The sequence below is a fragment of the Streptomyces sp. NPDC001858 genome, assembly GCF_053594615.1.
Genome location: NZ_JBSFEV010000001.1, coordinates 463259 through 483484 on the forward strand (window position 1 = coordinate 463259; position 20226 = coordinate 483484).

Below are 20226 nucleotides of genomic sequence, written 5' to 3' on the forward strand. Positions count from 1 at the left end.
CCTGAATGTCGATGACGGGACACACGAATGCAGATCCAGATTTCTTAAGATCTCTTGACTTTCCGCTGAGAATCCAGGTGCGCACACGTGGCCAACACACCGACCCTGTCCGTCGTCGTCCCCTGCTACAACATCGAGTCGTACATTGCCGAGACCGTGACCAGCCTGGTCAACAACGCACGGGACGACTTCGAGTTCATCTTCGTCGAGGACAGGTCAACCAAGGACAAGACCTACGAGGCACTCCTCTCCCTCACGGAGCGGCTCGGGAACAGCCGGGTGATCCGGCACGAGCGCAACGGCGGACTGGCGACCGCGCGCAACACCGGCATCGACGCCGCGGAAGGCCGCTACCTCACCTTCCTCGACGGCGACGACTGGCTCGCGCCCGGCTATCTGACCCGACTGGTCGACGTCATCGAGCGGTTCGACGTCGACTTCGTCCGCGTCGACCACGTACAGGTCACCGGAGTCGAGCGGGCCGTCCACCGGGCGCCCGAGGGCCGCCGCCACACCCCGCTCGACCCGCGCGGCTCGATCCTGCCCGTCGACGACACCACGATGGTCGACTACCCGTACGCCTGGGCCGGGGTGTACCACCGCCGCCTCCTCGACCGGGGCCTGCTGCGCTTTCACGACGGGCTGCGCACCGCCGAGGACCGCCCGTGGATCTGGGACCTGCACCGCAGGGCCGAGTCCTATGTCGTCGCCGGCCTGCACGGGGTCTTCTACCGCCGGGGGATCGCCAGTTCGCTCACCCAGATCGGCGATGTGCGCCAACTGGACTTCTTCCGCTCCTTCGACCTCGTCCTCGCCGAACTCGCCGACGACCCCGAGGCGGCCAGGCTGCGCACGAAGGCCCTGCGCAACTACTGCGTCGTCATCGCCCACCAACTCCTCGACCGGCACCGGTTCGAGCGCAGCGTGGCCGCGCAGCTGAAGCGGATGGCGGCCGACGCGCTCGGCGCGATGAGCGAGGCCGAACTGGGCGAGGCCGTGGTGGGGATGGGCGAGGAACGCGTCGACCTGCTGCGCCGGGTCCGGGGCGGCCTCAAGGGAGTGGCGGCATGATCCAGCTCTTCTTCTCGGCCACCCAGTACGCGGCCGCGACCGTCACCGCCGCGATCCGCGCCGGCCAGTTCGGGCCGCGCGAGGGCGTGCGCCGCATCCTCGTCGTCAGCAACACCGCCTCGGTCCCCGAGGTCGGCACCCCGCTGGACCGGATGGCCGGCTTCGAGAAGCTGCGCCCCGTGTTCGACGCGGTGCACTCGTGGAACGAGTTCATCTCCCCGCACCACCCGGTCGGCTGGTCCCCGCGCGCCCAGGACGCCCAGCTGTGGGAGAAGGCCGTCCGGCTGGCCTGGGACCTGGGCGACGAACCCGTCGAGATCGCCTGCGAGTCCATCCAGGCCAACCCCTCCCGCGCGGTCGCCGACATCTTCGCCGACAGCCCCATCCATGTGTACGCGGACGGCCTGATGAGCTACGGCCCCACCCGCAACCGCATCCCGCACGGCATGAGCAGCCGCATCAAGCGCGTCCTGCACCTCGACCTGGTGCCGGGCCTCAAGCCCATGCTGCTGTCCGAGTACGGCGTCGAGCCCGAGGCCGTGCCGGGCGAGGCCATGGTGGACGTCCTCGCGCAGCTCGGCGAGTCCGGGGCCGGCCTCCTCGCCGAGCGCCTCCCCGCCGACCACCCGCCCACCGCCGTCCTCCTCGGCCAGTACCTCTCCGCCATCGACCTGATCACCCAGGACGAGGAGGAGCAGCTGCACGTCCGGATGCTGCGGGCCGCGGCCCGCGCGGGCCACGAGGACGTGCTGTTCAAGCCGCACCCGAGCGCCCCCGCCGTCTTCAACGACGCGCTGGAGGCGGTCGCGAAGGAACTCGGCGTACGGCTCACGGTGCTCAACGAGCCGGTCCTCGCCGAGACGGTCTTCGCGTTCCTGAAGCCGAAGCTCGTCATCGGCTGCTTCTCCACGGCCCTGATGACCGCCGCCGCCTTCTACGGCATCCCGGTCGCCCGCGTCGGCACGGAGCTGCTCCTGGACCGCATCACGCCGTACGAGAACAGCAACCGCGTCCCGCTCACCGTCATCGACGCGGCGCTGCCCGACGCGGAGCGCGCGGAGCTCGGCGCCCCGCTCGAACTTGCGGGAGCGACAGTGGAGTTGGCGCCCCTGGTGCGGGCCGTGGGGTACTGCATGCAGTCCCGCAAGTACCACGCCCTGCGCGAGGAGACGGCGGCCTGGCTCACCGAGCATCTGGCCGAGCACCAGCGCTACTTCAAGCGCCGCCGCCTGACCAGCCTGCGGCTGCCCGGCGGCGCCCCGATCCGCGCGGAGGCACTGCGCCGGCATCCGGCGGTCCGCCGGGCGGTACGCCGGATCCGCTCCACGACGACGGCACGCCAGGCCTGACACCGACACCACGAAGCCCCGCGTCCCTAGAAGGGGCGCGGGGCTTCGTCGTCGCCGTGTTTCGGGTGGTCGCTCAGGCGCGGTGTGCGGGCTGTGTGGCCAGTGCCTTCTTCAGTCGGGGGCCGAACGGCTTCTCCACGAACCGGTGCAGCAGATAGGCGATTCCCAGCATGGACAGGATCGTCGTGGCGATCGTCAGATACGGGTTCAGGCCGAACTCGCGGTACAGCACCCGGATGAAGAACCAGCCCAGGTGCTCGTGGATCAGATAGAAGGGGTACGTCAGCGCCCCGGCGACCGTCAGCCAGGGCCAGTTCGCCTTGCTCGTCCAGCCCAGGGCCACCGCGGCGACGGCGATGAAGGCGACGAGGACGATCAGCTCGATGACATGCGGGTCGCGGTGGAAGGCGCCCTGCGGACCGGGGTGCCACAGGGCCGTGACCGAGTAGCGCTGGCCCAGCAGGAAGCTGAACACCACGATGCCCCACAGCAGCAGGTCGCTGCCGAAGCGGTAGATCAGGTAGAGGGCGAGGCCGCCGATGAAGTACGGCGCGTGGTCGCGCATCACCAGCTGGTCGGTCAGCGGGTGGTCGGCGACCCGGGCGAAGACGCCGGCCAGCGTCCACAGGATGCAGAACATGACCACGCGCCGGTAGGTGACGCCCTTCCAGACCACGAACAGCGCGAACAGGGCGTAGAAGCGCACCTCCACCCAGAGCGTCCAGTCGACGCCCAGCACCCGGGGCACGCCCATCGGCTGCTGCAGCATGGTGAAGTTGACCAGCACCTCGTCCGAGCGCAGCGGCGCGGAGACCGCCGGCGCGACGAAGCAGGCGGCGGTGACCAGGACTATCGCGGCCCAGTACGCCGGGTAGAGGCGGGAGACCCGGGAGCGGAAGAAGTCGCCCATGCTCTTGCCCCAGCTGCTCATGCAGATCACGAAGCCGCTGATCAGGAAGAAGAACTGCACGCCCAGGCTGCCGTAGGTGGCCAGCTGGGACAGCGTGGGGAACTTGTCGGCGGGGGACTGGTGCCAGGACGACGCGACCTCGCCGTTCTTGCCGGCGTAGTGGTAGAAGCAGACCATCAGGGCCGCCAGCAGACGCAGACCGTCCAGGGCGCGCAGCCGGTTCTCCGCCCGGGGCCGGACCTCGGTCCGGTCGGGCAGGGAGAGTTTCAGCCGGGATGCCGGTGCCGGTGCCGGTGCCGGTGCCGGTGCCGATGCCGGTTCCGGTTCCGGTGTCTGTTCCGGTGCCGCTGCTGGTGCCGCCGCGGGTGCCGGTACCGGTGTCGTGGCCTGGTCAGCCGCGCTCATCCTGAGGACCTTCCGTTGTTGCCGAGGGAGCCGATCTGGAAATGTGTTCGGACGCTACGGACGTCCCGCGAGTGACCGGTGTGGAGCGGCTGACCCGGGGGCAGCGCGCAGGTTTCGATCCGATGAACCCCGTGCCCCGCGGCCCCCGCCCCGCCACCCCGCCGCCCGCCCCTACGGTTTGCCGGTCACCCGCTTCAGGGCCCGCGCCCGGCGTGCGAGTCGGCGTACGGCCGCGTTGCGGGGGAGGAACGCGAGCTGGGCCGGTACGGCGCCGGGCAGGGCCAGGGCCGCCAGGCGCCGTCGCTTGAAGTAGCGCCAGGTGTGCGGGTTCAGCCGGGTGGCGAGGTAGCGCTCCGCCTCGCCCCGCAGCCCCGGGTGGATCCTGGGCTGCATCGCGAAGCCGACCGCCTTCAGGAGCAGCTCCAGCTCCGCGATCCGCTCCGCCGGGGGCATGCTCCAGCCCTCCACCGCCGACCCGTCCGCCAGCTCCGGCAGCGCCGCGTCGACGAGGGTGACCGGCACCCGCTCGCTGTTCTGGTACGGCGCGATCCCGGCCAGCACGGTGTCGGTGCCGGACCGGGCCACCGGGAGGCCGTACAGAGCGGCGGCGGTGAGCAGCGCGGTGGAGAAGCAGCCGACGACGAGCGCGGGCCGCAGCCGCTGGTAGGCCACCTCCGCGAGGACCGGCCGGTCGAGGACGGTGAGTTCGGCGCCCAGGCCGCGCGCCTCGTCCTCCAGCCGCCGGGACCAGCGGACGGGCGCCGTGGGATGCGGTTTGAAGACGAGCGTGCGGTGCCCGAGAGCCACGGCCCCGCGCACCATGCCCAGGTACAGGTCCTCCTCCTGGGCGGCGCCGACGACGCCGAGCTCCGAGAGGCACTGCCCGAGCAGCAGCGCCGGCCGCCCCCGCTCCCCTTGCCCCGCCTCGGTGGCCGACTCCGCCTCGCCGTCGGCCAGTTCCTCCAGCACCTTCAGGAAAGCCTCGGACGGCACCGGCACCGGCGGCACCCCGTACTCGGTGAGCAGCAGCGGGGTGAGCCCCGGGACGAGATCGAGGTGCAGCAGCCGGTCGACGCGGGTGCCGACCAGCGGGTCGATCTTGTCGCGGGTCGGCCCGTAGCTCATCAGGCCGCCTGCGTAGACGTCGACGGGCGCCCCGGTGAACAACTGGCACAGCGCCAGCGCCGGGTTGAGGTGAACGGACTCCACGGCCAGCCGCACCTCGTCGTCGCCGAGGTCCCACAGCAGCCGTAGGTGCCGTTCCCACATTGGGATGTCGTCGCCGCGCGGGGACCAGCCGCCGGGGTGGAACGGGGCGATGGTCCCGTTCCAGGACAGCACCTCGTCGAAGCGCTCCCGGATCCGGGCGAAGCCCGGCATCGCGTGGACGGACGGGGTGGTCTCGGGGTTGGCCGCGGTGTCGGCGACCAGCAGCAGCCGGCGGTCGGTCGGCTCGAAGAGCCCGGCGTCGAGGGCGGCGGCCAGGGTCGCGGCGCCGAACAGGCTCGTGACGCAGAAGATCCGGGTGGTGCGCGCCATCAGAGCGCCACCGCCCGCGCCGTCGACGGCCTGCGCCGCACGCGCCGCAGCACGCCCGCCCGTTGTACGTCCATCGAGTCCATGACCTCCGCGAGCACGTCCTGCGGCATTCTCTTCAGGGCGGCGGCGCACAGCGAACGCAGTGTGCGGGCCACGGCGGGTTCGAACCTCTCGATCGTGCCGAGATGATGCGTCATGACCGCGCAATAGGTGCGCACCGCTTTCGGCAACAACGTGTCCGCCTCGGGGTCACGTGCTGTTTCCTCGATCACCTGGTCGAATGCGCGCACGAAATCCAGTTGTCGCACATCGCCGATCTGCGTGAGCGACGAAGTCACGCCCCGCCGGTAATAGACGCCCAACAGCCCGACCACGGCGAAGGATTCCGCCTCCCGGTGCAGCTTCCAGATCCACGGCCGGTCCTCGGCCGTCCGCAGTCCGTCGGTGAAGTGCAGCAGCCCGCGGTCGACCAGCCGGCGATGGTATACACCCGCCCAGGCGTAGGCGTAGTCCACCGACGTCGACCGGTCGGCCGGCAGGATCGCGGAGCGCGGGCTCAGCACCGTCCCGCGCCGGCCGTGCGGGACACGGTGGACGGCCCGGGCCCGACCGGTGCACTGCACATGGTCGGTGCGGACGAAATCGCAGCCCAACTCCTCGATGGCGGCCAGGAGTCGCGGAAAATAGCCCGGAGCGAGCCAGTCGTCTCCGTCCAGGAAGGTCAGGTACTCGCCGCGCGCACGGTCGATGCCGGTGTTCCGGGCGGTCGCCAGCCCCCCGTTCTTCTCATGTCTGACGTACACCGCGCCCGGCAGTTCGCGCTCCGCGCGCTCCAGGAGGGCGGGCGTCGCATCGGTCGAGCAGTCGTCGACCAGAATGAACTCGAAGTCCGCATGGGTGTTCGCACGCAGACTCACAAGAGTGTCCGACGCGTATTGCTGCACGTTGTAGAACGGCACGATGACGGAGAGCTTTGGCACAGTGAAACCCTAGGGCGCGGCCCGGCGGCAAATATTTCCCCCGGGGGTATGGGGTATGAACTCGATGTGTCGGAACGGTGCATCACATCTAATTCCCGGCCAATGGCCAGGTGGTTCGGTATTCGGTGACGTGTTGTTAACTCATTGTTGACTTGTGGTTGGCACGCGGCTGGATTTCCCTTTCTACGGTCTTCACCGTGCCAGCAAGTAATGCGAAGCCCCTCCGGATCGCGGTCCTCGCGGACTCCGACACCCGCTGGAAATGGGGCGCCCTCACCGCCGGCCGGATCGCGCCGGACCGTGCGCAGGCCGGCCTCGTCCTCGACGGCTTCCTGCTGCGCGGCCGGGCCACGCCCACCGCCCGGCAGCTCACCGAGGTCGGCGTGCGCGCGGACTCGCTGCGCGAGGTGACGGCGGTCGAGTTCCTGCGCGCCATGGGCGAGGAGGGGGCGCGGCAGTACGACGTCCTCGTCCTCGCGCTCGTCGGCGGCGGCGTCCAGGCGATGCTGCACGGCCTGAGGCGGGTGTGGGAGGACCGCGAGCGGCGGCCGGTGGTCGTCACGGGGTACGTCGGCGTCGTCTACGAGAAGCTCGCCGACGGTCTGCTGCTGCGGCACGGCGCGGACCTCGTGCTCGCCAACTCCCGCCAGGACGCGGAGCGGTTCCGCGCCGTGTTCGACGGGGTCGGCGCCGACGCCTCGGCGGTGACCGAGGTGGCCCTGCCGTTCCTGGGCGGCGCGCCGTACACCGGTGAACACGACCCCTACACCGTCGTCTTCGCCGCCCAGCCGTCCGTGCCGGAGAACCGCAGGGACCGGGCCTACCTCCTCGAACGGCTCGTGCGGCACGCGCGGCTGCACCCCGAGCGCGAGGTGCTGCTGAAGCTGCGCTCCCGGCCCGGCGAGCACACCACGCACATCGAGGAACTGCCCTACCAGAAGCTGGCGCAGAAGCTCGACGCACCGGCCAACTTCCGGCTGGTGTACGGGAACATGGGCGAGGTCCTCGACCGCACCGACCTCATGGTCACGGTCAGCTCCACGGCCGCCCTGGAGTCCCTGCACCGCCGGATCCCCACCGTGGTCCTCACCGACCTCGGGGTGCGCGAGGCGCTCGGCAACCACCACTTCGTCGGCTCCGGCTGTCTCTCCTCCTGGGACCGGCTCGACGCCGGCCACCGCCCCGTCCCGGACGAGGAGTGGGTGGCCCGCCAGGGCGTCGCGGCCGGGGACGGCCCCGCCGGGGCAGGCGCCTACGACCGCGCCTTCGACGCAACCCGCGAACGCATCGCCAAGCTCCTGGACCGGCCCTCCGGTCTGCCCCCGCTCGCCCCCTACTACACGCTCGCGACCGCCTCCGGCTATCTGCCCGGCATCCTCGCCCGCCACCACCTCGGCCCCGACGGCACCCCGCTGCCCGGCGCCCCCGCCGCCGACCGGGAGCCGGGCCCCGTGCGCCAGATCGTGCGCCGGGCCGCACGCGGCGCCTACCGGCACGGCGTGCAGCGCGTGGCGCCGGTGATCCGGCGGATGGGGGAGCTGTGAGCAACCCGAGTCAAGGAGTTCAGCCCATGTTCGACACAGCGGCCGGGGTACGCCGGGTGCTCGCCGTGATCCCCGCGCGCGGCGGCTCCAAGGGCGTCCCCGCGAAGAACCTCGCCTCCGTCGGCGGCATCCCGCTGGTGGCGCGCGCGGTCCGCGAGTGCCTGGCCGCCCGGCTGGTGACGGACGTCGTCGTCTCCACCGACGACCAGGCCATCGCGGCCGCCGCCCGCCAGGCCGGCGCCGAGGTCGTGCTGCGCCCGGCCGCCATCGCCGGGGACACCGCCACCTCCGAGGCCGCCGTCGCGCACGCGCTCGACGTCCACGAGGCGCTGCACGGCGCCCCGGTGGACGTCGTCCTGCTCGTGCAGTGCACCAGCCCGTTCCTCGTCCGCGAGGACGTCGACGGGGTCGCGGCGGCGGTCGTCGAGAACGGCGCCGACACCGCGGTGACGGTCGCGCCGTTCCACGGCTTCGTGTGGCGCGACGCCGATCAGCCGGCCGAGGGCGGCACCGGCGTCAACCACGACAAGTCCTACCGCCCTCGCCGCCAGGACCGTCCCCAGGACTACCTGGAGACCGGCGCCGCCTACGCCATGCGGACCAAGGGCTTCCGCGAGCACGGCCACCGCTTCTTCGGCCGCACCGAACTGGTCCGCACCGACCCCGCGCGAGTGCTGGAGATCGACGACCCGCACGACCTCGCCCGGGCGCGGGCGCTGGCCCAGGTCTTCGACGCGGACCTGCCCGGCGCCCTCCCGACCGCCGACGACATCGACGCGGTCGTCCTCGACTTCGACGGCACCCAGACCGACGACCGGGTGCTGATCGACTCCGACGGAAAGGAGTTCGTCTCCGTGCACCGCGGCGACGGACTCGGCATCGCCGCCCTGCGCAGGAGCGGGCTGAACATGCTGATCCTGTCCACGGAACAGAACCCGGTCGTCGCCGCGCGGGCCCGGAAGCTCAAGCTCCCGGTCCTGCACGGCATCGACCGCAAGGACCTCGCGCTGAAGCAGTGGTGCGAGGAGCAGGGCATCGCGCCGGAGCGCGTGCTCTACGTCGGCAACGACGTCAACGACCTCCCGTGCTTCGCCCTCGTCGGCTGGCCCGTGGCGGTCGCGAGCGCCCATGACGTCGTACGCGGCGCCGCACGCGCGGTCACCACCCTCCCCGGTGGCGACGGCGCGATCCGGGAGATCGCCGGCTGGATCCTCGGACCCTCTCTCGATTCCCTCACCAGGTAAGGAAATCCCCGCGATGAGTACCAACTCCCGTCTGCGTACGTTCGGTTCGCGCGAGGTCGGCCCCGGCCACCCCGTCTACATCTGCGGCGAGATCGGCATCAACCACAACGGTGAGCTGGAGAACGCCCTCAAGCTCATCGACGCCGCAGCCGAGGCCGGCTGCGACGCCGTGAAGTTCCAGAAGCGCACCCCGGAGATCTGCACCCCCCGCGACCAGTGGGACATCGAGCGCGACACGCCCTGGGGCCGGATGACGTACATCGACTACCGCCACCGCGTGGAGTTCGGCGAGGACGAGTACCGCAAGATCGACGAGTACTGCCAGGAGAAGGGCATCGCGTGGTTCGCGTCCCCGTGGGACACCGAGGCGGTCGCCTTCCTGGAGAAGTTCGACGTCCCGGCGCACAAGGTCGCCTCCGCCTCCCTCACCGACGACGAGCTGCTGCGCGCCCTGCGCGGCACCGGCCGCTCGGTCATCCTCTCCACCGGCATGTCCACCCCGAAGCAGATCCGCCACGCGGTCGAGGTCCTCGGCTCGGACAACATCCTCATGTGCCACGCCACCTCGACCTACCCGGCGAAGGCCGAGGAGCTCAACCTCCGCGTGATCAACACGCTGGAGAAGGAGTTCCCGAACGTCCCGATCGGCTACTCCGGCCATGAGACGGGCCTGCAGACCACGCTCGCCGCGGTCGCCCTCGGCGCCTCCTTCGTCGAGCGGCACATCACCCTCGACCGCGCCATGTGGGGCTCCGACCAGGCGGCGTCCGTGGAGCCCGGCGGCCTGACCCGCCTGGTCCGCGACATCCGCACCATCGAGGCGTCCCTCGGCGACGGCGTGAAGAAGGTCTACGACTCCGAGCTGGCCCCCATGAAGAAGCTGCGCCGCGTCTCCGGCGTCGTCGCCGAGGCCGAGATCGCCGCGGCCGCGGGCGAGCCGGTCACGGTCTGAGTCCCTCCCCGAGTACCGAGTACCGAGTACCGCTACGAGTGCCCTACGGACGGACGGTCGTACGTCGATGATCCCCCGCGCCGGGAGTACCGGCACCCCCCACACCCTCGCCTTCGTCGAGAGCCCGGTGCAGCTCCTGAACGTCCTGGAGTGGGCGCACGCCCGAAGACTCCAGGGGCAGGCGGAGCCCGGCGCGGGGTTCACCCTCGTCGTCCTGTCCCCGACCGACCCGATGACCCGCGGCCAGCTGCGCCGCATGGCCGAACTGGCCCGCCAGGAAGGGCACACCGTCCGCTGGGAGGAAGCCCGCGGCGGCGCGGCGGCCCCCTTCCGCACGATCGGCGGCCTCACCCGGCTGCTGCTGCGCGCGGAACGGATGGTGATGGGCGACCCGTTCTCCCGTTACGTCCAACTCCTGCTGACGATCACCCGGGCGAGCGAACTCGTCGTGGTGGACGACGGCACGGCCACCATGGAGTTCGTCGGCCAACTGGCCCGCGGCGAACGACTCGTGCGCTGGCACCGCAAGGGCGGCCGCTCCGGCCCGCGGGACCTGCTCTTCGCCCCGGTCTCCGCCGCGGCCCGCCGCCGCCTCACCCCGACCGCGGCCCGCGGCGTCGAGGTGTTCTCCTCCATGCCCGTCTCCGAGGCCCCCGCCGGCGTCGCCCTGAACTTCAACTCCTTCGCCTGGACCCGGGACCGGTTCGGCCCGCCGCGCGTGACGAAGGGCGCCGACATGGTCGGCACCTCGCTGGTCGAGACCGGCGTGGTGGACGCCGACCACTACCTGGCGGCCGTCCGCGCGCTGGCCGGGGCGCACGGCGTCACCCGCTACTTCGCGCACCGCCGCGAGAGCACGGAGAAACTCCACCGGCTGGCGGTCGAGACCGGCCTGGAGATCGTCCGCCCGGACCTTCCCCTGGAGCTGATCGCCCGCCGCGGCCCCATCGGCCGGACGGTCCTCAGCTTCCCCTCCACGGTCGTGCACACCCTGCCCCTGGCCCTCTCCGGCACCGACGTCCGCGTCACGGTCTGCGACATCGACCCCGCCTGGCTCACCGAGCACGCCTCCCCGAGAGCCCAGGGCTTCCTCTCCGGCGTGACGGGAACGGCGCGCGACGTCCACCGACTGGCGACGGTCAGCGCGATGTGACGCGGCCCCGGGACCCCGACGGGTCGCCCCCGGGACCCCCGACGGGTCGCGCTGCGTGGCGGCACGGCCGCGGGCGGGTGATGATTCCGGGATCGGCCCCCGGTCACGGTCCCGGTACGTGGACAGGCACGGCGTGCCAGGAGTGGTCCGTGGTATCCGTGAAAGGAAGGAAGAAGTGTGGGCGGCTGCCGGAAAGCCGGCCGAGTTTACCCACCGCCCACAGCAGCCATGCGCCGCGCGATCAACTTTTCTTCCCCTGACGGGTTGAACTTTTGTTGATCGTAGGTCGGTCGACCGTCCCGGCGTCCTACCCTTCAGAGGGTGAAGCAACTGATGTCCCGAGAGTCCGAGGCCGATCCTTCCGGGGAAGACACGCTCCCCGGTGTGCTCCCAGGCACCCTGCCGGAGGCGCTGCGCGCAGAACTCGTGGCCTTCCGCCGCGACCTGCACATGCACCCCGAGCTCGGCAACCAGGAGTTCCGCACGACGGCCGCGATCAAGGCCCGTCTCGAGAAGGCGGGGCTCCGGCCACGCGTACTCGGCATCGGCACCGGCCTCATCTGTGACATCGGAACCGTGGACGCGCGCGCGGACGGCGTTCCCGTCCTCGCCCTGCGCGCCGACATCGACGCGCTGCCCATCCCGGACACCAAGACCGAGTGCGCCTACCGGTCCACCGTCCCCGACCGCGCCCACGCCTGCGGCCACGACGTGCACACCACCGTCGTCCTGGGCGCCGGACTCGTCCTCGCGGACCTGCACCGGCAGGGCCGGCTGCCGCGCCCGGTGCGGCTGATCTTCCAGCCCGCCGAGGAGGTGCTGCCCGGCGGCGCCGCCGACGCCATCGAGTGCGGCGCGCTGGACGGCGTCGGCCGGATCATCGCCGTGCACTGCGACCCGCGCGTGGACGCCGGGCGGATCGGTCTGCGCGAGGGCGCGATCACCTCCGCCTGCGACCGGCTGGAGATCTCCCTGGACGGCCCCGGCGGCCACACCGCCCGCCCGCATCTGACCACCGACCTCGTCACGGCGGTCGCCCGGGTCGTCACCGACGTGCCCGCGCTGGTCGGGCGGCGCGTCGACACCCGCGCCGGCCTCGCCGTCACCTGGGGCCGCATCGAGAGCGGGCACGCGCCCAACGTGATCCCGCAGCACGCCGAGCTCTCCGGGACCGTCCGCTGCCTGGACATCGAGGCATGGCGGCAGGCCCCGGACATCGTGGTCGCCGCGATCGACGAGGTCGCCAACCTGCACCGCGCCAAGTCCGAGATCAACTATGTGCGGGGCGTCCCCCCGGTCGTCAACGACGCCGAGGTCGCCGCGCTGCTGCGGGACGCGATGGTCGCCCGGCGCGGCGAGGCGGGCGTGGAGTCCACCGAGCAGAGCCTGGGCGGCGAGGACTTCTCCTGGTACCTGGAGCGGGTGCCCGGCGCGATGGCCCGCCTCGGCGTCCGCCCGCCCGGCGAGCGCACCGTGCGCGATCTGCACCAGGGCGACTTCGACGCGGACGAGTCGGCGATCACCGTCGGCGTGGAGCTCTTCACGGCCGCCGCGCTGCTCGACGCGACGACCCGCGTGAGCTGAGCGAGCCGCAAGAGCCGCACGAGCCGCGAGCGCCACAGGGGGGCGGAGGGTGTCCGAAAGGTAACCCTTCGCCCCCCTGTGTCACCCACGCGTAACGCCGAGGACGCGCTTGTAACCCGGCGGCGGCACGAATCGATAACGGCCGCGAGAAACCCCGTTCCCCTCCCCTTCTACGCGCGTTACTGTGCGCCGGAATCGCCCACCTGGAACGGCTTGTTGGGGAGCCCTCCCGGAACGGCGCAACCAAGGGGAATGCGGGCCGGTACCGGCGCCGTGGGGATGAAGGGGTGCTTGCAATGCGTCTGATATCTCGGAGGACGAGATTCACCCGGGCCGCGGTGACCGTCGCGGTCGTCGCGCTGGCCGCCGCCGGCTGCGGCAAGTCCAAGTCCGACGCCCAGGCCGAGGCCACCGAGTCCGGCAAGTACGCGGGCAAGGGCATCGGTCTCGCGTACGACATCGGCGGCAAGGGCGACCAGTCGTTCAACGACGCCGCCTACGCCGGTTTCGAGAAGGCCCAGAAGGAATTCAAGATCGGCGGCCAGGACGTCGAGCCGCAGGACGGCGAGTCCGACGCGGACAAGGTGCAGCGGCTGAGCCAGCTCGCCCAGTCCGGCTACAACCCGGTGATCGGCGTCGGCTTCGCCTACGCGCCCGCCGTCAAGGAGGCCGCCGCCAAGTTCCCGAACATCACCTTCGGGATCATCGACGACGAGCAGGTGCTGGCCAAGAACGTCGCCGACATGGTCTTCCACGAGGAGCAGGCCTCCTACCTGGCCGGCGTCGCCGCCGCCAAGGTCTCCAAGAAGGCGCACATCGGCTTCATCGGCGGCGTGGACATCCCGCTGATCCACAAGTTCGAGGCCGGCTACGTCCAGGGCGCCAAGTCGGTCAACCCGAACATCAAGGTCGAGTCGCAGTACCTGACGGAGACGGCCCAGGAAGGCGGCTTCTCCAGCCCCGACAAGGGCAAGACCGCGGCGAGCGGCCAGATCGAGGCGGGCGCCGACGTCATCTACCACGCGGCCGGCCTCTCCGGTCAGGGCGTCATCACCGAGGCCGCGGCCAAGAAGGTGTGGGCCATCGGCGTCGACTCCGACCAGTACAGCCAGAGCGCGCTGGCGGCCTACAAGGACTACATCCTCGGCTCGGCGCTGAAGAACGTCGGCGGCGCGGTCTACGACCTCGTGAAGTCCGTCGTCGACGGCAAGCCGCTGTCCGGCGTGGTCCGCGGCAGCCTCGCCAACGACGGCGTCGGCTTCTCCGACACCAACCCGAAGTACAAGGCGATGACGGACGTCGTCGCGGCGGTCGACAAGGCCAAGAAGGCCATCATCGACGGCACGGTCACGGTCAACACCAAGTAACGACCCGAAACCGCCCCCACCCACCTCCGGCTACGCCCTTACGGGCGTCACCGCAGCCCATGCGCCCCTTGCCTCCCGCAAGGGGCGTTCGGCTGTCCGTAACCTGGACTCCATCTGTGGCCACAGCTCGGTAACGGACCGGACAGAAGGGTTTTTCCGTCTGGTCTACGCGCGTTACGCTGCGGCGGAACCAGCGCCTGGTTTGGGCGCGTGCACTAAGGAGTCTCGTTCCATGCGCCGGGTGTCCCGAATCGCGGTTGCGGGCGTTGCCACCGCAGCCCTCGCCGTGACCGTTTCCGCTTGTGGAAGCTCGTCCACGTCGTCCTCTTCCTCCGACAGCAGCGACAAGAACCTGGGCCTCGCGCTCGCGTACGACGTCGGCGGCAAGGGCGACCAGTCCTTCAACGACGCCGCGACGGCCGGCCTGGACAAGGCCGACCAGGAGTTCGGCTACAAGTCCACCGCCGTCGAGCCGCAGGACGGCGAGTCGGACGCCGACAAGGTGCAGCGCCTGGAGAGCCTCGCCAAGCAGGGCTACAACCCGGTGATCGGCGTCGGCTTCGCCTACGCGCCGGCCGTCAAGGAGGTCGCGGCCAAGTACCCGAAGACCACCTTCGGCATCGTCGACGACGAGCAGATCAAGGCCGACAACGTGGCCGACCTCGTCTTCCACGAGGAGCAGGCCTCCTACCTGGCCGGCGTCGCCGCCGCCAAGGCCACCAAGAGCAATGTCGTCGGCTTCGTCGGCGGTGTGGACGTGCCGCTGATCCACAAGTTCGAGGCCGGCTTCAAGCAGGGCGTCGAGGACACCAAGAAGGGCGTCACGGTCAAGTCGCAGTACCTGACCGAGACCGCCGCCGAGGGCGGCTTCTCCAGCCCCGACAAGGGCGAGAGCGCGGCCGAGGGCCAGATCGACGCTGGCGCGGACGTCGTCTACGCCGCCGCCGGTCTGTCCGGCCAGGGCGTCATCAAGGCCGCCAACGCCAACAAGGTGTGGGCGATCGGCGTCGACTCCGACCAGTACAAGCAGGACGCGCTGAAGGCGTACAAGGACTCGATCCTGACCTCGGCCATGAAGAACGTCGAGGGCGCGGTCTACACGCTGGCCAAGTCCGTCAAGGACGGCAAGCCGGAGACCGGCGTCATCCGCGGCTCGCTCGACAACGGCGGCGTGAGCGTGTCGAACTCCAACCCGACCTTCGCGAGCAACGCCGACATCCAGGCCGCGATCAAGAAGGCCGAAGAGGGCATCAAGAACGGCACCATCACGGTGAAGACCTCCTGATTCCTCGGTCGAAGGCTGTCACAGGCCTTGGCTGAAGAAGCGCTGTAATGGCAGCGTTACGACCACGGAACCGGGCGCGGGAAGGATGTCCTCCCCGCGCCCCGTTCGCGCGGCAGAATGCTCGGAACGGATCGGAACTTGATCGGGATGCCCCTTCGGTGGCTATCAAGATCGTTCAAGAATGATCAGGTCCGGGCACTATTTAAAGCAGGGGCGCTACGCGCGTAGAGCGACCCCTTTTCCAAGGAGAGTGCGCCATCGACGCGTCCAGCAGCCCTCCGCTCACCGCACAGTCGACGATCGCGGTAGAGCTGGCGGGGATCACCAAGCGCTTCCCCGGTGTCGTCGCCAACCACGACATCCACCTCGCTGTCCGAAAAGGCACGGTGCACGCCCTCGTCGGCGAGAACGGCGCCGGCAAGTCGACGCTGATGAAGATCCTCTACGGCATGCAGAAGCCGGACGAGGGCACCATCGCGATCGACGGCGACCAGGTGAGCTTCTCCAGCCCCGCTGACGCCATCGCGCGCGGCATCGGCATGGTCCACCAGCACTTCATGCTGGCCGACAACCTGACCGTGCTGGAGAACGTGGTGCTGGGCAGCGAGAAGCTGTACGGCATCGGCGGCAACGCCCGCAAGAAGATCAAGGAGATCTCCGACCGCTACGGCCTGAGCGTCCGCCCCGACGCCCTGGTCGAGGACCTCGGCGTCGCCGAGCGCCAGCGCATCGAGATCCTCAAGGTCCTCTTCCGCGGCGCCAAGACCCTCATCCTCGACGAGCCGACCGCCGTGCTCGTCCCGCAGGAGGTCGACGCGCTCTTCGCCAACCTGCGCGAGCTGAAGTCCGAGGGCCTGTCCGTCATCTTCATCTCCCACAAGCTGGGCGAGGTGCTCTCCGTCGCCGACGAGATCACCGTCATCCGGCGCGGCACGACCGTCGGCACCGCCGTCCCCGCCAGGACCACCCCGCGTCAGCTCGCCGAGATGATGGTCGGCAGCGAGCTGCCCACCCCGGAGACCGCCGAGTCCACGGTCACCGACAAGCCCGTCGTCCAGGTCGCCAACCTCACCGTCTACGCGAGCGGCGGCGCCTCCCTCGGCGTCGAGGCCGAACCCACGGCCGGCGGGGTCAGCGGCATGATCTCGCCCGAGGTCGCCCTCGGCGGCGAGGTCAAGAAGGCCCTCGACGACGTCAGCTTCACCATCCACGCCGGCGAGGTCATGGGCATCGCCGGCGTAGAGGGCAACGGCCAGACCGAGCTGATCGACGCGCTGATCGGCACCAAGCACGCCGACTCGGGCACCATCGCCTTCCTCGGCGAGGACATCACCCCCTGGCCCACCCGCAAGCGCCGCGAGTCCGGCGTCGGCTACATCCCCGAGGACCGCCACCGCCAGGGCCTGCTCCTGGAAGCGCCCCTCTGGGAGAACCGCATCCTCGGCCATGTCACCGAGGCCCCCAACGCCAAGGGCTTCTGGCTGAACATCAAGGGCGCCCAGGCCGACACCCGCCGGATCGTCGAGGAGTTCGACGTCCGCACCCCCGGCATCGACGTCACCGCCGCCTCCCTCTCCGGCGGCAACCAGCAGAAGCTGATCGTCGGCCGCGAGATGAGCCACAACCCGAAGTTCCTGATCGCCGCCCACCCCACCCGCGGCGTGGACGTCGGCGCACAGGCCCAGATCTGGGACCGCATCCGCGAAGCCCGCCGCGAGGGCCTCGCCGTGCTGCTGATCTCCGCCGACCTCGACGAGCTCATCGGCCTGTCGGACACCCTGCGCGTGATCTACAACGGCAGGCTGGTCGCGGACGCCGACCCGGCCGCCGTCACCCCGGAGGAGCTCGGCTCCGCCATGACCGGCGCCGCGTCCGGTCACCTGGAACACGCGGACGACGCGGAAACCGCCGCGGAGACCACCGAGGAAGCTGCCGGTCCGGAGGACGAGGCCCGATGAAGAAGTTCGACAAGGAGCGCGTGCTCCTCGCGGTGGCCGGCCCGGTCATCGCGCTCGTCGCGGCGATCCTGCTGACCTCGGTCGTGCTGCTCGCCTCGGGCAAGAGCCCGATCGAGCCGTACACGCTCATGCTGGAGCAGGCCGGCTACTCCGACGTCCAGGTCCTGATCGTCAACCAGGCCTCGATGTACTACATCGCCGCCCTCGCGGTCGCCATCGGCTTCCGCATGAACCTGTTCAACATCGGCGTCGACGGCCAGTACCGCCTCGCCGCCATGATGACCGCCGTCGTCGGCGCGAACATCGCCCTGCCGGGCTTCCTCCAGGTCCCCCTGCTGCTCCTGGTCGGCGTCCTCACCGGTGCCTTCTGGGCCGGCATCGCGGGCATCCTGAAGGTCACCCGGGGCGTCAGCGAGGTCGTCGCCACGATCATGCTGAACGCGATCGCCACCAGCGTCATCGGTTACCTCACCCTCGACAACGTGTGGGGCGTGCAGGTCGGCAACAACAACACCACCGGCGTCATGGAGGAGTCCGGCTGGGTCCCCGGCATCGACCTCGGCGCCGACGTCGGCGAGATCTACGGCCTGGTCTTCCTCGCCATCGCCCTCGGCATCCTCTACTGGATCGTCCTCAACCGCACCCGCTTCGGCTTCGACCTGCGCGCCACCGGCGAGTCCGAGACGGCCGCCGCGGCCTCCGGCGTCGACGCCAAGAAGATGGTCCTCACCGCCATGCTGATCTCCGGCGGCATCGCGGGCCTCTCCGGCCTGCCCCTGCTGCTCGGCGACGCGCACACCTACAGCCTGAGCTTCCCGACGGGTCTCGGCTTCACCGGCATCACCATCGCGCTGCTCGGCCGCAACAACCCGGTCGGCATCGCCTTCGCCGCACTGCTGATCGCCTTCCTCGACAAGGCCTCTCCCGCCCTCGACTACGCGACCCCGGTCGCGTACGAGAAGGAGATCGCCACCATCATGCAGGGCCTGATCGTCTTCGCCGTCGTCATCTCGTACGAGGCCGTCCGCCAGTGGGGTCTGCGCCGCCAGCAGAAGCGCGTCGGCGCCGAGCTCGCGGCCGCCGCCCAGAACACGAAGAAGGAGGTGGCGGTCTGATGAGCACCACGACCACGGCCAAGCCGCAGGCGAAGCAGCCCGGCAAGGGCGGCCGCCGTTTCTCGCTCCCGGTCCTCCTGCTGATCATCTCAGCCGTCCTGGTGCTGACCTCGATCGTCCGCCTCATCACCGGCGCGGACGGCATCACCTCCACCGGACAGATGTCCACCGCGCTGCGCCTCGCCGTCCCGATCGGCCTCGCCGGCCTCGGCGGTCTGTGGGCCGAGCGCGCGGGCGTCGTCAACATCGGCCTCGAAGGCATGATGATCCTGGGCACCTGGTTCGGCGCCTGGGCCGGCTACCAGTGGGGCCCGTGGACGGGCATCGTCTTCGGCATCATCGGCGGCGCGCTCGGCGCCGTCCTGCACGCCATCGCGACGGTCACCTTCAACGTCAACCACATCGTCTCCGGTGTGGCCATCAACATCCTGGCCCTGGGCACCACCCGCTATCTGTCGAAGTTCACCTTCGAGAACGCCGAGGGCGGCTCCGCCAAGCAGTCCCCGCCGATCGACTCGCTGGGCACCTTCGACATCCCAGGGCTGTCCGGCTGGCTGGACACGCTCAACGAGAAGCACTGGTTCCTGATCTCCGACCTCGCCGGCCTGACCGGCGGTCTGATTACCGACCTGTCGCCGCTCACCGTCATCGCCGTCGCCCTCGTCCCGGCCACCTGGTGGGTGCTGTGGCGCACCGCGTTCGGCCTGCGGCTGCGCTCCTGCGGCGAGAACCCGGTCGCCGCCGAGTCCCTCGGCGTCAATGTCTACAAGTACAAGTACATCGCCGTGATCATCAGCGGTGGCTTCGCCGGCCTCGGCGGCGCGTTCCTGTCCATCGTGGCCTCCAACGTCTACCTCGACGGCCAGACCGCGGGCCGCGGCTACATCGGCCTCGCGGCGATGATCTTCGGCAACTGGATGCCGGGCGGCCTCGCCCTCGGCGCGGGCCTGTTCGGCTACACCGACAGCCTCAACCTGCGCGGCGGCACCACCAACGTCCACGCGCTGATCCTGCTGCTCGCGATCCTGCTGGTGTTCGGCGCGGCCTACCTGGCGTGGCAGAAGAAGTACGTCCCCGCCGTGATCACCGCGGCCGTCTCGGCCCTGATGTTCATCTGGTACGTCGGCACGGACGAGGTCCCGCGCCAGGTCGTGACGGCAGCCCCCTACGTCGTCACCCTGCTGGTGCTGTCGCTCTCCGCCCAGTCCCTGCGCATGCCCAAGGCGGACGGCATGCCCTATCGGAAGGGACAGGGCAAATGACCCCGCCGGCCGCCGCGGACGCCGCGGACGCCACGGACGCCACGGTCGACTGGGAGGCGCTGCGCGCCGTGGCCCGGGACGCCATGTCCCGGGCGTACGCCCCCTACTCCGGCTACCCGGTCGGCGTGGCGGGCCTGGTCGACGACGGCCGGATCGTGTCGGGCTGCAACGTCGAGAACGCCTCCTACGGGCTCGGCCTGTGCGCCGAGTGCGGGCTGGTCTCGGAGCTGCAGAACACCGGCGGCGGCCGGCTCACCCACTTCACCTGCGTGGACGGCCGCGGCGAGATCCTCGTCCCGTGCGGCCGCTGCCGCCAGCTGCTGTACGAGTTCGGCGGCGCGGAGCTGCTGCTGGAGACGCCGGCGGGGATCCTCCCGCTGGCGGAGATGCTCCCGCAGGCCTTCGGCCCGGACCACCTCGCCAAGTAACGCCCGCGCGGCCCCTCTGACTGGCGCAGAGGGGCCGCGCACTTTCTGAAACGTCTTTCTGCACCACCGGAAGGAAAGCC

Annotated in this window: 16 protein-coding genes; 13 read left to right on the forward strand and 3 right to left on the reverse strand. The window is 70.5% G+C overall.

Translation table 11 applies throughout. The features are described from left to right. The first annotated feature begins 87 nt into the window (after positions 1-87). Positions 88-1071 (forward strand): glycosyltransferase family 2 protein, encoded by a 984-nt coding sequence (locus ACWCPF_RS02285; protein WP_451043049.1) that lies wholly within the window; start codon positions 88-90, stop codon positions 1069-1071. Continuing rightward, positions 1068-2420: an alpha-2,8-polysialyltransferase family protein gene (locus ACWCPF_RS02290; protein ID WP_451043050.1), complete on the forward strand. Its 1353-nt coding sequence runs from the start codon at positions 1068-1070 to the stop codon at positions 2418-2420. Before ACWCPF_RS02285 ends, ACWCPF_RS02290 begins: the two co-directional genes overlap by 4 nt. A gap of 73 nt (positions 2421-2493) precedes the next feature. Here ACWCPF_RS02290 and ACWCPF_RS02295 read toward each other — a convergent pair whose 3' ends face one another. The 3 genes from ACWCPF_RS02295 to ACWCPF_RS02305 form a co-directional block, all read right to left on the reverse strand. After that, positions 2494-3735, reverse strand: coding sequence for an acyltransferase family protein (locus ACWCPF_RS02295; protein WP_451043051.1), 1242 nt, complete (start codon positions 3733-3735; stop codon positions 2494-2496). 171 nt (positions 3736-3906) lie between these two features. Beyond that, positions 3907-5274, reverse strand: a complete 1368-nt coding sequence (locus ACWCPF_RS02300; RefSeq protein WP_451043052.1) for a polysialyltransferase family glycosyltransferase — start codon at positions 5272-5274, stop codon at positions 3907-3909. Beyond that, positions 5274-6254, reverse strand: a complete 981-nt coding sequence (locus tag ACWCPF_RS02305) for a glycosyltransferase family 2 protein (protein ID WP_451043053.1) — start codon at positions 6252-6254, stop codon at positions 5274-5276. The genes ACWCPF_RS02300 and ACWCPF_RS02305 overlap by 1 nt, the downstream gene beginning before the upstream one ends. Positions 6255-6451: 197 nt before the next feature. On the opposite strand from ACWCPF_RS02305, the gene ACWCPF_RS02310 reads away from it, so the two are divergent. The 11 genes from ACWCPF_RS02310 to ACWCPF_RS02360 all read left to right on the forward strand — a co-directional run bounded on the left by ACWCPF_RS02310 (position 6452) and on the right by ACWCPF_RS02360 (position 20146). Continuing rightward, positions 6452-7798, forward strand: a complete 1347-nt coding sequence (locus tag ACWCPF_RS02310) for a DUF6716 putative glycosyltransferase (RefSeq protein WP_451043054.1) — start codon at positions 6452-6454, stop codon at positions 7796-7798. A 26-nt stretch (positions 7799-7824) separates the two neighbouring features. Then, positions 7825-9042 carry a cytidylyltransferase domain-containing protein gene (locus ACWCPF_RS02315; RefSeq protein ID WP_451043055.1) on the forward strand — a complete coding sequence of 406 codons (1218 nt, stop codon included), beginning with the start codon at positions 7825-7827 and terminating at the stop codon, positions 9040-9042. 13 nt (positions 9043-9055) lie between these two features. After that, positions 9056-9994, forward strand: coding sequence for an N-acetylneuraminate synthase family protein (locus ACWCPF_RS02320; RefSeq protein WP_451043056.1), 939 nt, complete (start codon positions 9056-9058; stop codon positions 9992-9994). A gap of 67 nt (positions 9995-10061) precedes the next feature. Beyond that, complete coding sequence (locus tag ACWCPF_RS02325; protein WP_451043057.1) at positions 10062-11147, forward strand: hypothetical protein; 1086 nt, start codon at positions 10062-10064, stop codon at positions 11145-11147. Between the two features lie 333 nt (positions 11148-11480). Beyond that, positions 11481-12731, forward strand: coding sequence for an amidohydrolase (locus ACWCPF_RS02330; protein ID WP_451043118.1), 1251 nt, complete (start codon positions 11481-11483; stop codon positions 12729-12731). A gap of 296 nt (positions 12732-13027) precedes the next feature. Beyond that, the gene (locus ACWCPF_RS02335; protein WP_451043058.1) at positions 13028-14098 is read left to right on the forward strand and encodes a BMP family lipoprotein; all 1071 of its coding nucleotides are present in this window, start codon (positions 13028-13030) and stop codon (positions 14096-14098) included. Positions 14099-14330: 232 nt separating this feature from the next. Continuing rightward, positions 14331-15383 (forward strand): BMP family lipoprotein, encoded by a 1053-nt coding sequence (locus ACWCPF_RS02340; RefSeq protein ID WP_451043059.1) that lies wholly within the window; start codon positions 14331-14333, stop codon positions 15381-15383. Between the two features lie 257 nt (positions 15384-15640). Then, the gene (locus ACWCPF_RS02345; protein ID WP_451043119.1) at positions 15641-17341 is read left to right on the forward strand and encodes an ABC transporter ATP-binding protein; all 1701 of its coding nucleotides are present in this window, start codon (positions 15641-15643) and stop codon (positions 17339-17341) included. Further along, the gene (locus tag ACWCPF_RS02350; RefSeq protein WP_451043060.1) at positions 17338-18456 is read left to right on the forward strand and encodes an ABC transporter permease; all 1119 of its coding nucleotides are present in this window, start codon (positions 17338-17340) and stop codon (positions 18454-18456) included. The genes ACWCPF_RS02345 and ACWCPF_RS02350 overlap by 4 nt, the downstream gene beginning before the upstream one ends. Beyond that, positions 18456-19718: an ABC transporter permease gene (locus ACWCPF_RS02355; RefSeq protein ID WP_451043061.1), complete on the forward strand. Its 1263-nt coding sequence runs from the start codon at positions 18456-18458 to the stop codon at positions 19716-19718. The genes ACWCPF_RS02350 and ACWCPF_RS02355 overlap by 1 nt, the downstream gene beginning before the upstream one ends. Then, positions 19715-20146, forward strand: coding sequence for a cytidine deaminase (locus ACWCPF_RS02360; RefSeq protein WP_451043062.1), 432 nt, complete (start codon positions 19715-19717; stop codon positions 20144-20146). The genes ACWCPF_RS02355 and ACWCPF_RS02360 overlap by 4 nt, the downstream gene beginning before the upstream one ends. Positions 20147-20226: the final 80 nt, after the last annotated feature.

What these genes read in the sequence shown, in the direction of transcription:
- ACWCPF_RS02290 (WP_451043050.1), top strand. Translation starts at nt 1,068, where the DNA reads ATGATCCAGCTCTTCTTCTCGGCCACCCAGTACGCGGCCGCGACCGTC.
- ACWCPF_RS02295 (WP_451043051.1), bottom strand. Translation starts at nt 3,735, where the DNA reads ATGAGCGCGGCTGACCAGGCCACGACACCGGTACCGGCACCCGCGGCG.
- ACWCPF_RS02300 (WP_451043052.1), bottom strand. Translation starts at nt 5,274, where the DNA reads ATGGCGCGCACCACCCGGATCTTCTGCGTCACGAGCCTGTTCGGCGCC.
- ACWCPF_RS02315 (WP_451043055.1), top strand. Translation starts at nt 7,825, where the DNA reads ATGTTCGACACAGCGGCCGGGGTACGCCGGGTGCTCGCCGTGATCCCC.
- ACWCPF_RS02320 (WP_451043056.1), top strand. Translation starts at nt 9,056, where the DNA reads ATGAGTACCAACTCCCGTCTGCGTACGTTCGGTTCGCGCGAGGTCGGC.
- ACWCPF_RS02325 (WP_451043057.1), top strand. Translation starts at nt 10,062, where the DNA reads ATGATCCCCCGCGCCGGGAGTACCGGCACCCCCCACACCCTCGCCTTC.
- ACWCPF_RS02330 (WP_451043118.1), top strand. Translation starts at nt 11,481, where the DNA reads ATGTCCCGAGAGTCCGAGGCCGATCCTTCCGGGGAAGACACGCTCCCC.
- ACWCPF_RS02335 (WP_451043058.1), top strand. Translation starts at nt 13,028, where the DNA reads ATGCGTCTGATATCTCGGAGGACGAGATTCACCCGGGCCGCGGTGACC.
- ACWCPF_RS02340 (WP_451043059.1), top strand. Translation starts at nt 14,331, where the DNA reads ATGCGCCGGGTGTCCCGAATCGCGGTTGCGGGCGTTGCCACCGCAGCC.
- ACWCPF_RS02350 (WP_451043060.1), top strand. Translation starts at nt 17,338, where the DNA reads ATGAAGAAGTTCGACAAGGAGCGCGTGCTCCTCGCGGTGGCCGGCCCG.
- ACWCPF_RS02355 (WP_451043061.1), top strand. Translation starts at nt 18,456, where the DNA reads ATGAGCACCACGACCACGGCCAAGCCGCAGGCGAAGCAGCCCGGCAAG.
- ACWCPF_RS02360 (WP_451043062.1), top strand. Translation starts at nt 19,715, where the DNA reads ATGACCCCGCCGGCCGCCGCGGACGCCGCGGACGCCACGGACGCCACG.